The following is a 13,673-nucleotide window of genomic DNA, read 5'->3' on the forward strand; positions in this document are numbered from 1 at the left end:
AATGTTGCTTTCATATTTTTATAATGATTATAATTTTATTTCAGAATTTACTGAGGATTTAAAGTCCAAATTAATGCTTTTTCTTTGGTCGCTCTATAAATAGTTTGGTGTTCCTCTTTTGGTTCGTTAGAATAGTTAAAGATTACATTCTTATTATTTTCTATAGTTAAAATTTTTGCTAGGTTTTTAGTATGTTTAGAGATATCAGAAGCATTTGAGCCAGCAAACCAAAGTCGTTTTTTAGTTTCAGGAAATTTGTTTAAATGTTCTTTTGCAGTTCTCACCAAATAATGGTTGTTCCACCAAAGCGATGGATCCATGGCGATGTAATAATCAAACATTTCGGGTTGTGTAAGGAACGTTTCCATAATAAAAAGCCCTGCAAGCGATTCTCCAATAATTCCTTTGGTGTTTTTGGTTCGATAACGTTTATTGATTTCAGCAAATAATTCATCCTTGATAAATGCTCTAAATTTTGAAGCGCCACCAATTACAGGAGCAATTTCTTTGTCTTTTTCTACTTCAGTTGTTCCAGATAAATCTCTTCTGCGAACTGTATTTTCAATTCCAACAAGAATGAAAGGAGGTATTTTATTTGTTTTAATTAATTGAGACATAGTATTTGCAATGTGAGGAAAATCCTCAGCTGTTCCGCCATCAGGCATGTACATTACCGGTAACGAATCGTTGGTTTTAGAATAATTTTCGGGCTTCCACACGTTGATGGTTCGTTTTTCATTCAATAAATTAGAATCAATAGTAAAGGTATCATGTACAGGAATTGGATCTTGTGATTGGGCTTGGTTATTACAACCAATGAAAATGAAACTCAATAGCAAAATAAGGTGTATATTTTTCATTGTAATTAATTTATATCAAAGAATTTATTGCAAGTATATAAAATTATTGGGTTTGCTGAAAATGAATTTGAAAAATAAAAAACCACAAGCAATTACTCATGGTTTTTAGGTATAAAGGTTAGTTAGTATTATTTCATTTTACCAATTAAGAGTCCGACAATAGCTCCAACGATTGCCGACATTATAATCATAATTATCATGTCTAAACTCATCAATTTATAATTGGGTGCGGCATTCATAGCATTGGTGAAGAAATTTCCGTGTAGACCAATGAAAAATCCAATAATTGCACCAGCTTTTAAACCGGAAACGGCTGTAGAAATTCCTGCCCATCGATTAAAAATATAGGATATAAAAAATCCGAAAGTCATACATCCTAAGAAAATAAATGACATGTTTTCTTGTCCATTAGTTGCAAAATTCTCCTTAAATAGAAAACCATAAAACAAGAATCCTAAAAGAAATTCGGCAATGCCGCCAACAATTCCTCCTACAATAAAGTTTTTTACATTCATAATTAATTAGTTTTTATTGGTTAATAAAATAAAAATACTAAATATTAAGAATTGTTTACTCTTTGACTGAATTAATTGTTAACTATTTTAAAGTTTTAATTGTTGATAATGTAGTAGTTGCATAAAAAAAGCACCATTTTAAAGGTGCTTTTGTGTTAGGCATTATCATAAATTTTATGAAAAAGATTGATGTATTTTTCCATGACCACTTTTCGTTTTAGCTTCATAGTTGGAGTTAGATGTCCAGCTGGAATTGTCCATAAATCGGGTGTTAATTCAAATTTCTTGATTTTTTCCCAGTTACCAAATTTTTCATTTAGTACATCTACTTCTTGTTGAATTCTATCAATTACATTTTGATTTGAAATAATCTCTTCATTAGTAGTTCCAATGTTGATGTTATGAATTTTCGCCCATTCTTTTATGAAGTCAAAGCTCGGTTGAATGAACGCTGCTGGCATTTTTTGTCCGTCGCCAATAACCATAATTTGCTCAATAAAACGCGATTGCTTCATAGTGTTTTCTAGTAACTGTGGTGCAATATATTTTCCTCCAGAAGTCTTGAACATTTCCTTTTTTCTGTCGGTAATTTTTAGAAATCCGTCTTTATCTACTTCGCCAATATCGCCAGTATGAAAATAGCCATCAACAATTACTTCTTTGGTTAATTGCTCATCTTTGTAATAACCCATCATTACGTTTGGTCCTTTGCAAAGAATTTCGCCATCGGCAGCAATTTTTACTTCAACATTATCAATAATTCTACCAGCAGTTCCAATTCGGAATCCTCTATTTCGTTGGTCATTTACCGAGATAACAGGAGAAGTTTCAGATAATCCGTAACCTTCCATAACAGGTATTTCTGCTGCTGCAAATATTCTTGCTAAACGTGGTTGTAATGCGGCACTTCCGTTTACAATTAGATCCAATCTTCCGCCTAAACCTGCTTTCCATTTGCTGAAAATAAGTTTTCTAGCTAGTTTTAATTGCATTCCGTACCACCAACCATTGGCATTATCGGGTTCATATTTTAATCCGAGTTCTACTGCCCAGAAGAATAACTTTTTCTTAATTCCTGTAAGTTCCGATCCTTTGGCAATGATTTTTTCGTACACTTTTTCAATAAGTCTTGGAACTCCAGTCATTACATTTGGTTGTACTTCCTTTACATTATCTGAAATTTTCTCGATAGATTCACCAAAATAGATTGAAACACCATAATACTGATAAATGTAAGTTACCATTCGCTCATAAATATGACAAATAGGTAAGAAACTCAACGCTCTACTTTTTCCTGCATCAAACGGAATTCTATTGGCAGAATCCAAAACATTTGAAACAATATTGTTATGAGAAAGCATTACACCTTTGGGTTTTCCTGTAGTTCCAGAAGTGTAAATTATAGTAGCTAATTCTAATGGTTTTACATTGTTTTTACGGTCTTCAACAACGTCTTGATTGCTTGTGTCGCTTCCTAATTCTAGAAGTTCTTTCCAGTTTTTACAACCATCAATTTCATTGAAAGAATAAACATCTTTTAGTTTTGGTACGTTGTTTTTAATGGCGTTTAATTTCTTCAACACTTCGTCATCTGAAACAAAACAATACATAGCTTCTGAATGGTTCAGAATATATTCGTAATCGTTTTCAGAAATAGTTGGATAAATTGGCACTGTTTGCGCACCAGTTTGCAAGGTTCCAATATCCATGATGTGCCATTCGGTTCTGTTATTTGACGAAATTATGGCAATTTTATCATTCTTTTGAATACCTAAACGCAGTAAAGCTCTGGAAATAGTATTCGCTTTATTAAGGTATTCTTGCGTAGACGTTTTTTCCCAAACACCATTTTGTTTGGTAACTAAAGCATCGGGAATATTATATTTTTCTAATTGATGATAAGGAAAATCAAATAGACGTGTTATTGAAGCCATTGATTAAATTTTGATGCAAATTAATTAATAAAATAATCATTCACAATATTAATTTAAAAAATATAAATCATTATTGTGAAATATGTAACTTTACCGACTTATTATTAGCATATTATAAATGAAAAGATTTTCTCGGTTTAATGAATATAAAGTTCTGGCATATAGAATTTTATTGGTCTATATTTTTTACTTTTTTGCTCGAATTTTATTCTATTTTTATAATGTAAATTTAATTAAAATTAATTCTTTTTTCGATTTTGTGCGCCTTTCTTACCACGGAATTGCATTTGATACTACAACCATACTTTACACCAATATTTTATTCATAGTTTTATCGGTTTTGCCACTGGTTATCAACACTAAAAAAGTATTTCAAAAAATTCTATTCTACTTATATTTTGCAACAAATTTATTGATGTATTCCTTTAATTTTGTTGATTTTATATACTACCGATATTCGTTTAATAGAAGTACAAGAGCATCATTGGATACTTTAGAAAATGAAGATAAAACTACGCTTTTATTAAATTTCATAGTAGGCTATTGGCATGTTTTTTTACTATTCTTTTTGTGTGCCTTTATTTGGATTTACCTTTATAAAAAAGTCAAAATAGCAGAAGTAAGTGTAAAACCAAGTATCAATTATTTTTTGGGTGCTACTGTTAGTTTTTTACTTATTGCTACGCTTTGTGTAGGAGGAATTCGTGGCGATTTTAAAAAGAGTACGCGCCCAATTAATTTACTCGATGCAAGTCGCTATGTTACACATAATTCGCAAGCCGATTTTGTTTTAAATACGCCTTTTGCAATCATTAGAACTTGGACAGCAAATACCTTTAAGAAAGTAGATTTGGTTGATAAAAAGGCAGTAGACACGTTATTGGTTCCGATAAAGCACTATAAAAACAATCCAAAAATTAAACCCAATATTGTAATTTTTATTTTAGAAAGTTATGGTCGCGAGTACATTGGTGCATTTAATAAAAACACAAAAATTGCTAATTATAAAAGCTATTCACCATTTGTAGATTCACTTGCGCAACACAGTATGATTTATACTAATGCTTATGCAAATGGTTGGAAATCTATACATGGAATGTCATCTATTGTTGCAGGAATTCCGTCGTTTAAGGATGCTTTTACGTCGTCGGCATTCTCTAAACAAAAAATAGAATCATTGGTTTCGGTTTTGAATAATGAAGGTTATGATACTTCTTTTTTTCATGGAGCACCAAATGGATCAATGGGATTTTTAGGTTTTTCTAATATTCTTGGTTATGACCATTATTATGGAAAAAATGAATATAATAATGATGCCGATTTTGATGGCGTTTGGGGAATTTGGGATGAGCCTTTCTTTCAGTATTTTAATAAAACACTAACTCAAAAGAAAACACCATTTATGGCAACACTATTTTCGGTTTCCTCACACGAACCTTATATTGTTCCAGAGAAATACCAAGGTAAATTTGATAAAGGAACGGTGAATATTCATCAAACCATAGGTTATACCGATATGGCTTTAAAGAAGTTTTTTACTGCGGCCAAAAAAGAGAAGTGGTACAACAACACTATTTTTGTTTTAGTTGCCGATCATGGAAACACAATTGCTTATGACGAATATAGAAAGGAAGCCAATAAACATACCGTTCCAATTTTGTTTTTTACTCCTAACAAAAAGTATGTTGGAGAAAATAACGAATGGGCACAACAAATAGATATTTATCCAACGTTATTGGACATGATTGGATACGAAAAACCATTTAGAAGTTGGGGCAGAAGCTTGATAAATCCTAACGATGTCAAACCATTTGCAATAAAGCATAATTCCAAAGAGTATATGTTTATGAGTGGTAATTATATTGGTACTTTTAATGAAAAGAAAGCAACCGGTTTCTATGATAAAAATGATAAAGATTTGAAAAACAATCTTATAAAAAATAGAAATAAAGAAATGGATGTTTTGGAATTGCGTTGCAAAGCTTTTCTTCAAGATTATATGGAGCGAATTATTGATAAAAAATTAGATTCTAAATAAGAATATAATATTAAAACTGGACCAACGAAGAAGCTAGACAAGGCGTTAGAGCATTAATAAAATGGAGTTCGTTTGATGATGGAAAACCCAAAGGTGAGTTTTTAAAAGCCTACCAAAGTAGAAAGCATCTTGCTTCTGAAAAAGAATAATAAAAAAAGCGTTTCAACACTGAAACGCTTTTTTTATTAACTGCAATAATATAACATACTTCATTTCTTTTTACCTACCTTTATAGATAATTCTTCACAGGAAAACTATTTATTTTCCTCAATTTCTAATCCATTGTGATCAGCCTAAATAATAACTGATTTCCTTCTAAATTTAATTTTTGCAAATCATACAAATATGTGATTTATGCAACTATTTATATGTTATATGTAACTCTTCAAAATGATAGTTAAATCAACTTTGTAGGGTGAAATAGTAACAATTGTTTATCCATAAATTAATTAACTATTCCTATTTAAAAAAGTAATGAAAAAAAGTAATGATACTGCCGAATTAGAGAAGTCAAAAATTCACATAATTGTACAAATTATTGAGTACATGGCTAATGCTGTAGTAAGCCGAACGATACTAAAAAAAACAACCGGAAACGTAACTGTTTCCTCCTTTGATGCTGGTGAAGAATTAGACGAGAAAACATCTGCATTTGATGCTTACGTTCAAATAATTGATGGCGTTGCAGAAATAGTAATCAACTCTGAAGTTTTCAAGTTAAAACGTGGTGAAGGAATTATTATTCCAGCACATTCTAAGCATCAATTTAATGCAAATGAACAGTTTAAAATGATTTCTACTGTCATTAAAAACGGCTATGAAGAGTAACTTCTGGCTGTTTTATTCTATTTAATCCTATAAAAAATATCGGTTTTAGATATAAATTTTAAAATATGAAGCTCTACATAAAATATATGGTTAGCACTCGTTGTAAGATGGTTGTCAAAGACGAACTTAAAAAAATGGGAATCCATTTTGTGATGGTTGATTTGGGCGAAGTTGAAATCATGGAAAATATTTCAGATGTAAAAAGAGCTCAATTAAAAGCTGCTTTACTTACATCAGGATTAGAGCTCATGGACGATAAAAGAGCTGTTTTAATAGAAAAAATAAAGAATGTAATTATCGAAATGGTGCATTATACCGATGAATTACCAAAAGTTAATTACTCTGATTACATCAGCGAAAAACTCAATCATGACTATACTTATTTGTCTAATATTTTTTCTGAAGTTAAAGGAATTACCATACAACAGTTTATTATTGTTCATAAAATAGAACGTGCCAAAGAATTGCTTCTATACGATGAAATGAATCTTACAGAAATATCGTATGTATTGAATTACAGCAGTGTTGCGCATTTATCCAATCAATTTAAAAAAGTTACTGGTTTATCGCCATCCCATTTTAAACAATTAAAAGACAAACGAAGATGCCCAATTGAGGAAATTGGAAATTAAAATAGTATGAAAAAAGCAGACAATCAGTACGCAAGAAGTTTAATAGAAGCAAGTTTAGATCCGTTATTTACCATCAATATCGATGGCGAAATTACAGATATGAACCAAGCAACAGTTAATATTACTGGAGTTACTCGTGATAAACTTATTGGAACTAATTTTTACATTTATTTTACCGACCCACAAAAAGCAAAAGCAGTCTGCAAAGTTGTTTTTGAAAAAGGATTTATCACAGATTATCCATTAATAATTATAGATCACAAATTTACAAATGTGCTCTTTAACGGTTCGGTTTATAAAGATGAACACGGAAATGTTCTCGGTGCAGTTATTGTTGCCAGAGACGTTACTGCGCAAAGAAAAATTGAAAAAGAATTGAAAGAAGCCAATGCTATTGCAGAGTTAGCCAAAGGCGTTGCAGAAGCAGAACAAGTAAAAGCCGAAAATGCCACAAGAATTGCCATTGATTCAGTTAAATCCAAACAACAGTTTTTGTCTAATATGAGTCACGAAATTCGTACTCCGATGAACTCAATAATAGGTTTTACAAAAGTGGTTCTTAAAACCGATTTAACGAAAAAGCAAAGAGAATTTCTTCAAGCTATAAAAACAAGTGGCGATTCATTAATTGTGCTAATCAATGATATTTTAGATTTGGCTAAAGTCGATTCGGGTAAAATGACTTATGAAAATGTGCCTTTTAAAATGTCAAAATCAATAGATGCAATGATTCATTTATTTGATATTAAAAGTCAAGAAAAAAACATCAAACTCAGCAAAGTATACGACAGTAAAATCCCTGAAGTCTTACTTGGTGATCCTGTTAGATTGCATCAAATAATATTGAATTTAGTTAGTAATGCTGTAAAATTTACATCTCAAGGTAAAATCGTAGTCAGCGTGAAATTGATTGAAAAAGATGATGAAAAAGCTACCATAGAATTTGCCGTTTCTGATACTGGAATTGGTATAGAAAAATCTAAAATTAAAACCATTTTTGAGAATTTTAATCAAGCCTCTAGCGGAACATCTAGAGTTTATGGAGGAACAGGTTTAGGACTTGCTATTGTAAAACAATTGGTTGAGGGTCAAAATGGTTTTGTAAATGTAGAAAGTGTAGTTAACGAAGGTTCTACTTTTAGTTTCCAACTCACCTTTGCCATTTCCAATTCGTATCATGAATTAGTTGATGAATTGGAGGAAGTTACCACTGAAATTAAAAATATAAAAGTTTTGGTTGTTGAAGATATAGCTTTAAATCAGCTGTTAATGAGAACATTATTAGATGATTTTGGTTTTGGTTGTGAAATTGCAGCAAACGGAAAAATTGCTGTCGACAAACTCAAAAAAGGAAATTACGATATTGTTTTAATGGATTTACAAATGCCAGTCATGAACGGATTTGAAGCCACAGAATACATTAGAAACGAAATGAAATCCTCAATTCCAATCATAGCATTAACTGCCGATGTTACTACGGTGGATTTAAAAAAATGTAAATCGGTTGGAATGGACGATTATATTTCTAAACCAGTAAACGAAACTATTTTATACAGCAAAATCGTCAAAATTTTAGAAAAAGTTAACCAACGCAATACTAAAGAATTAGAAAGGGTTAAACCACGATGTATTGACATGGAATTCCTAATGCAACGTACAAAATCCAATCCTCAATTAATGTCAGAAATGATCGCGTTGTATCTTGAGCAAACTCCGGTATTAATCTCTACAATGAAACAAAGTTTTAATGATAAAGACTGGGATACATTGCAAGCAACTGTTCATAAAATGATTCCGTCGTTTTCAATAGTTGGTATCAATCAAGATTTTGAAAATATGGCAAAAAAAGTCCAAGAATTTGCTAGTAAGCAAAATGAAGAGAATGACATTCTAGAAATGGTTTTGCAATTAGAAAACATTTGCACCCAAGCCTGTAGAGAACTTGAAGAAGAGCTAATAATATTAAAAAAATAACCTAATGCAACCCAACGATAAAATAAAATTATTTCTAGTAGATGATGATGCATTATTTTTAAAAATGCTAGAAATTGAATTCCTGGATACGGCCGATTTTGTTATAGAAACCTATGCATCGGGTGAACTTTGTATAGAAAATTTAGATAAAAATCCCGATTTAATTATTTTAGATTATCACCTTGACGGAATAGATGCTAATGCAATGAATGGCTTAGAAACACTAGATAAGATAAAAGAATTTGACACTACTATTCCAGTAGTAATGCTGTCTGCTCAAGACAAAATTGACGTTGCAATAAAATGTATGCATCACAAAGCAACAGATTATGTTGTAAAAAGTGAAACCGCTTTTTTTCGCTTAAAGCAAATTGTATCCGCTGTATTACATGCCCAAAAAGTTGAAAAACAACTCAATTGGTATATGGACAGAATGTAAATCAAATATGTGAAATATGTATCTTAAATACCTATTTATGTAAGTTTTTTACCATTATTGAAAATACCTTTGTCATACGATACTATCACTTAAAAAAGATATCATGACAAATACCGACACCAACCACAAAGAAGCTACTACTATCGCTTCAATTGCCGATATTCAAAACGGAATTGACTATCACAACACAATTGCATTACATCTTGTAAATGCCGCAAAATTTCATCAAGAAGCTGCTATTCACCATCAAAATGGTAATCACGACAGAGCTGCTCAAAGCACAATTAAAGCACACGGAAAAATCTTGATGGCTTTAGAATCCCAAAAAGAAAATTTTAAACTTCACGCACTTTTGAGTTAGATTTTACTATTCATTTAAAACGTGTGATATGTGTAAGTTAAACTCAAATCGATGTAATCTTCTCACGGATTATAAACGCAACTTTACAGTATAATAATTCAAATTATAAAACGAATAAAACAACCTGCACTATTATAACTTCAACTTGATTATATGGGCAACGTAGATTTTAAGTGATACTACGAATACATGTAAAAGTTGATAAAAGGCGCTGGATATTAAATTTCTGCGCCTTTTTTATTCTAAAATTCTACATTATGCTAAAAGTAAAAAAACAAGGTGTTATTCTTAAAAGAACGAGATTGTCTTTTGAAGATGATAGCGTACTAAATCCGGCAATTATGCAGGACGGAAATACAATTCACATGCTGTATCGAGCGGTTAGAAAAGGAAACTATTCTACTGTTGGCTATTGCAAACTTGACGGACCATTAAAAGTCGTTGAACGAAATAATACGCCTTTAATAATACCATTTGGCAACGATGATTGTAAAGGTGTAGAAGATCCAAGAATTGTAAAAATCGATGGGATTTATTACATAACCTACACAGCGTATAATGGGATAAATGCATTGGGTTCTTTAGTAACGTCGACTGATTTAATCACTTTTGAACAAAAAGGAATAATAGTTCCAATGTTTACTTATGATGAGTTTAAGCGCTTAGCAGAATGTACTAACTCTGTAAATGTGAAATATTTTAGACACGACAGGCATTTTGAACCCAGCGAGCACATTTATCTTTGGGATAAAGATGTTACTTTTTTTCCAAGGCGTATTAACGGCAAGTTGGCTTTTTTGCATAGAATAAAACCCGGAATTCAATTGGTTCTTATTAACAATTTAGAAGAACTTACAAAAGAATTTTGGAGTAACTACTTCCTTCATTTTGGTGAGCATATCATTCTTGATCCAGTCGGTGTAAATCATGAATCGGGATATATTGGAGCTGGCGCACCGCCAATTGAAACCGAATTAGGTTGGCTTTTAATTTACCACGGCGTTTATGATACTTCCAAAGGCTATATTTATTCGGCAGCAGCTGCATTATTGGATATTGATGATCCAACAAAAGTTATTGCACGTTTGGTAAATCCTTTGTTCATTCCTGAGTTTGATTATGAAGTAAATGGCATAGTTAACAATGTGGTTTTTCCAACAGGAACAGCACTTTTCGAGGATACATTATACATCTATTATGGCGCAGCAGACAAGTGTATTGCTTGTGCATCAGTAAGTTTAAAAGAATTATTAAAAGAATTATTACTAAATAAAGTAGATTATGAGAGCTAATATTTTTCCAGTATATAACAGCAGTTTGGTAGTTTACAATGAAGCCATTGGCAACTTAAATGGTAGTAGTTTCTTCAAAATGCAAAAGGTTGAAACTACTACTTTAGTTCAATTAAAAAATAAAGAATTACCAGAAATTCTATTTATAACAACCTATCCACCGAGAGAATGTGGCATAGCAACTTACACGCAAGATTTAAGAAATGCCATCCAAGAAAAATTTGGCAATAGTTTTGCCTTAAAAGTATGTGCTCTCAATGCAAAAGAATCAGATTATAAGTATTCTGATGAGGTAAAATATACTATTCAAACTGATGATGAAGAGCAATTTGTTCAAATGGCTAATCGCATCAACTCCGATAAAAATATAGCCATGATTTTCTTGCAACATGAGTTTGGTTTATTTGGAGGAGAAAACGGTGACTATTTATTAAAGTTAATGGCTCATTTAAAAAGACCAATAACCACAACTTTTCATACGGTTTTGCCAAATCCAAATCCGAAACTAAAAAAAGTAGTTCGAAAAATTGTTGATTGTTCCGATTCGGTTATTGTGATGACCAATATTTCGGCTGCTTTATTAAAAAACGATTATGGCATTTCAAATCACAAAATTGCTGTTATTGCTCAATAAACGCATTTGGTTACATCAGATGAAACTCCTTCAAATAAATCTAAAATTCATTTAGCCGATAGAATTGTGCTTTCTACTTTTGGTTTATTAAGCGAAGGTAAAAGTATAGAAACTGCCATTGAAGCGATGCCTAAGATCATTGAACGATTTCCTAATGTAATTTATCTAATAATTGGAAAAACGCATCCAGAAGTTCTTAAACGCGATGGTGAAAAATACAGAAATTCGCTTTATGAAAAGGTACATGAATTGGGATTGCAAAATAATGTTCGTTTCATAAACCGTTATTTATCATTGCCTGAATTGATGGATTATTTGCAACGAACCAAGATTTATCTGTTCACTTCAAAAGATCCGAACCAAGCCGTTAGCGGAACTCTTGCTTATGCTTTGGCTTGCGGTTGTCCGGTTATTTCAACACCAATTCCACATGCCAAAGAGTTACTTGATGGCGCCGGAATTAACTTTGACTTTCAAAATTCTGAACAATTAGCAGAAGCAACTATTAAACTGCTTTTTGATCCGAAATTACTAAAAGAAATGCGACTAAATGCCTTGCACGCCATAAGTTCTACTTCTTGGCAAAATGCTGCAATTGCTCATATCGAATTGACCAAAAGTAGTTTAGCTAAACGAAAAGTGGAGCTGAAATATGAATTGCCAAAAATTTCATTAGATCATATCAAACGATTGACAACCAGCGACGGAATGATTCAGTTTTCACAAATTGCATCACCCGATTTAGATTCTGGTTATACTTTAGACGATAATGCTCGTGCTTTAATTGCGGTATCCAAACACTATGAACTAACAGGCGATGTTGCCGATTTAGAACTAATTACAACTTATCTTGATTTCATCATTTTTTGCCAGCAAGAAGATGGAACTTTTTTAAATTATGTTGATAAAGATGGAAATTTCTTTCTTAAAAACCAAGACGAAAACCTTGAAGATTCTAATGGTAGAGCAATTTGGGCATTGGGCGAATTTTGTTCTTATCAGCATCTTTTTAGTGAAAAATTATTGAATGTGGCAACAATTGCATTTGAAAAAGCATTCATGAAGAGCACTGATTTTCTCTCACCAAGAGCCATGGCCTTTGCTATTAAAGGATTGTATTTTTATAATTTAGATAAAGACAATAAAATTAGTAAAGTTATAATTACACAATTAGCAGACAATTTGGTTTCAAAATTCAGAGGTGTTTCTGATAAAAATTGGAAGTGGTTTGAAAACTATTTGACTTATGCCAACAGTCTTTTACCCGAAGCAATGCTTTATGCTTCCTTAAGTACAGGAAGTTTATTGTATAGAAAAATAGCCTTAACATCCTTCAGTTTTTTACTGTCAATTATTTTTAGAGATAATCAAATTAAGGTAATTTCCAATCAAGGTTGGCATCATAAAAATAAAAGTGCCAATGATTTCGGAGAACAACCTATTGATGTTACTTACACGATTCTAGCTTTAAATACTTTCTATAAATCGTTTAAGGACGAAGATTATTTAGAAAAAATAGAAACTGCTTTCAACTGGTTTTTAGGTAAAAATCATTTGCATCAAATCGTGTATAATCCTGCAACTGGCGGATGTTATGATGGGTTAGAGGAAACTCATGTAAATTTAAATCAAGGTGCCGAATCTACCGTGAGTTATTTAATGGCGCGATTGGTGTTTGAAGAAATTCAAAATCCAAAATTTACTACTAAATTGACTGATAGTGTTTTAGAAGCAAATTAAATGCTGTTTTTGGTGACTATTTTGCTTGAAAAAAAAATAAAGTGGCATATATATAACAAAAATAATATTATGTGTAAAGTAATAACGAAGTAGTTAAGCAATCTTTGTAATGAATTAATGCAGATGAATTAAATAATTAAAACGAACAAAAATTATGACAAACATAGGATATGTAATAGTACTAGTCTTATTAATTTCATGGGCATTAGGTTTTTTTGTTTACGGATTTGGAGAATTTATTCACCTTCTTTTAATAATAGCTATAATCGTGATAATTTTCAAAATTATTCGCGGTAAAAATACGCTAAGTTAACTTATTAGTGGTTTAGTAAGTTGATTTAGAATAAGTAACAAATTGGTTTCTAAAAATTTTTTCAGTTTTATTTTTATAAATTGTTTGTTGGTTAGTTAAGAACTATCTTCGGA

The 13,673-nt window shown here is 31.4% G+C and carries 13 protein-coding genes; 10 read left to right on the top strand and 3 right to left on the bottom strand.

Going from position 1 to position 13,673, the window contains the following annotated elements:
• Positions 1-47: 47 nt before the first annotated feature.
• The 3 genes from DIU01_RS10830 to DIU01_RS10840 form a co-directional block, all read right to left on the bottom strand.
• Positions 48-860 carry an alpha/beta hydrolase-fold protein gene (locus DIU01_RS10830; RefSeq protein ID WP_290834335.1) on the bottom strand — a complete coding sequence of 271 codons (813 nt, stop codon included), beginning with the start codon at positions 858-860 and terminating at the stop codon, positions 48-50.
• A gap of 128 nt (positions 861-988) precedes the next feature.
• Positions 989-1,375, bottom strand: a complete 387-nt coding sequence (locus DIU01_RS10835; protein WP_290834336.1) for a hypothetical protein — start codon at positions 1,373-1,375, stop codon at positions 989-991.
• Between the two features lie 155 nt (positions 1,376-1,530).
• Positions 1,531-3,309: a long-chain fatty acid--CoA ligase gene (locus tag DIU01_RS10840; protein WP_290834338.1), complete on the bottom strand. Its 1,779-nt coding sequence runs from the start codon at positions 3,307-3,309 to the stop codon at positions 1,531-1,533.
• Positions 3,310-3,568: 259 nt separating this feature from the next.
• Between DIU01_RS10840 and DIU01_RS10845 the strand changes: the two genes are divergently transcribed.
• From DIU01_RS10845 to DIU01_RS10890, 10 genes are all read left to right on the top strand, one after another.
• Positions 3,569-5,347, top strand: a complete 1,779-nt coding sequence (locus tag DIU01_RS10845; protein ID WP_367221977.1) for an LTA synthase family protein — start codon at positions 3,569-3,571, stop codon at positions 5,345-5,347.
• A gap of 474 nt (positions 5,348-5,821) precedes the next feature.
• Positions 5,822-6,175 carry a cupin domain-containing protein gene (locus DIU01_RS10850; RefSeq protein WP_290834342.1) on the top strand — a complete coding sequence of 118 codons (354 nt, stop codon included), beginning with the start codon at positions 5,822-5,824 and terminating at the stop codon, positions 6,173-6,175.
• Positions 6,176-6,240: 65 nt separating this feature from the next.
• On the top strand, positions 6,241-6,807 hold the full coding sequence (locus DIU01_RS10855; RefSeq protein WP_290834344.1) for an AraC family transcriptional regulator: 567 nt from the start codon (positions 6,241-6,243) through the stop codon (positions 6,805-6,807).
• 6 nt (positions 6,808-6,813) lie between these two features.
• Complete coding sequence (locus tag DIU01_RS10860) at positions 6,814-8,781, top strand: ATP-binding protein (RefSeq protein WP_290834346.1); 1,968 nt, start codon at positions 6,814-6,816, stop codon at positions 8,779-8,781.
• Positions 8,782-8,785: 4 nt separating this feature from the next.
• Positions 8,786-9,220: a response regulator gene (locus tag DIU01_RS10865; RefSeq protein WP_290834348.1), complete on the top strand. Its 435-nt coding sequence runs from the start codon at positions 8,786-8,788 to the stop codon at positions 9,218-9,220.
• A gap of 103 nt (positions 9,221-9,323) precedes the next feature.
• Entirely contained in the window at positions 9,324-9,581 is a 258-nt protein-coding gene (locus tag DIU01_RS10870) for a hypothetical protein (RefSeq protein WP_290834350.1), read from the top strand.
• 257 nt (positions 9,582-9,838) lie between these two features.
• Positions 9,839-10,873 (top strand): pesticidal protein Cry7Aa, encoded by a 1,035-nt coding sequence (locus tag DIU01_RS10875; RefSeq protein WP_290834352.1) that lies wholly within the window; start codon positions 9,839-9,841, stop codon positions 10,871-10,873.
• Entirely contained in the window at positions 10,863-11,507 is a 645-nt protein-coding gene (locus DIU01_RS10880) for a hypothetical protein (protein WP_290834354.1), read from the top strand. The genes DIU01_RS10875 and DIU01_RS10880 overlap by 11 nt, the downstream gene beginning before the upstream one ends.
• A gap of 6 nt (positions 11,508-11,513) precedes the next feature.
• Positions 11,514-13,247: a glycosyltransferase gene (locus tag DIU01_RS10885; protein WP_290834356.1), complete on the top strand. Its 1,734-nt coding sequence runs from the start codon at positions 11,514-11,516 to the stop codon at positions 13,245-13,247.
• Between the two features lie 154 nt (positions 13,248-13,401).
• Positions 13,402-13,560: a lmo0937 family membrane protein gene (locus DIU01_RS10890; RefSeq protein ID WP_290834357.1), complete on the top strand. Its 159-nt coding sequence runs from the start codon at positions 13,402-13,404 to the stop codon at positions 13,558-13,560.
• Positions 13,561-13,673: the final 113 nt, after the last annotated feature.

The organism is Flavobacterium sp. (genome assembly GCF_003525665.1).
Lineage (GTDB): Bacteria > Bacteroidota > Bacteroidia > Flavobacteriales > Flavobacteriaceae > Flavobacterium.

What these genes read in the sequence shown, in the direction of transcription:
- DIU01_RS10855 (WP_290834344.1), top strand. Translation starts at nt 6,241, where the DNA reads ATGAAGCTCTACATAAAATATATGGTTAGCACTCGTTGTAAGATGGTT.
- DIU01_RS10865 (WP_290834348.1), top strand. Translation starts at nt 8,786, where the DNA reads ATGCAACCCAACGATAAAATAAAATTATTTCTAGTAGATGATGATGCA.
- DIU01_RS10835 (WP_290834336.1), bottom strand. Translation starts at nt 1,375, where the DNA reads ATGAATGTAAAAAACTTTATTGTAGGAGGAATTGTTGGCGGCATTGCC.
- DIU01_RS10830 (WP_290834335.1), bottom strand. Translation starts at nt 860, where the DNA reads ATGAAAAATATACACCTTATTTTGCTATTGAGTTTCATTTTCATTGGT.
- DIU01_RS10840 (WP_290834338.1), bottom strand. Translation starts at nt 3,309, where the DNA reads ATGGCTTCAATAACACGTCTATTTGATTTTCCTTATCATCAATTAGAA.
- DIU01_RS10875 (WP_290834352.1), top strand. Translation starts at nt 9,839, where the DNA reads ATGCTAAAAGTAAAAAAACAAGGTGTTATTCTTAAAAGAACGAGATTG.
- DIU01_RS10860 (WP_290834346.1), top strand. Translation starts at nt 6,814, where the DNA reads ATGAAAAAAGCAGACAATCAGTACGCAAGAAGTTTAATAGAAGCAAGT.
- DIU01_RS10850 (WP_290834342.1), top strand. Translation starts at nt 5,822, where the DNA reads ATGAAAAAAAGTAATGATACTGCCGAATTAGAGAAGTCAAAAATTCAC.
- DIU01_RS10890 (WP_290834357.1), top strand. Translation starts at nt 13,402, where the DNA reads ATGACAAACATAGGATATGTAATAGTACTAGTCTTATTAATTTCATGG.
- DIU01_RS10870 (WP_290834350.1), top strand. Translation starts at nt 9,324, where the DNA reads ATGACAAATACCGACACCAACCACAAAGAAGCTACTACTATCGCTTCA.
- DIU01_RS10880 (WP_290834354.1), top strand. Translation starts at nt 10,863, where the DNA reads ATGAGAGCTAATATTTTTCCAGTATATAACAGCAGTTTGGTAGTTTAC.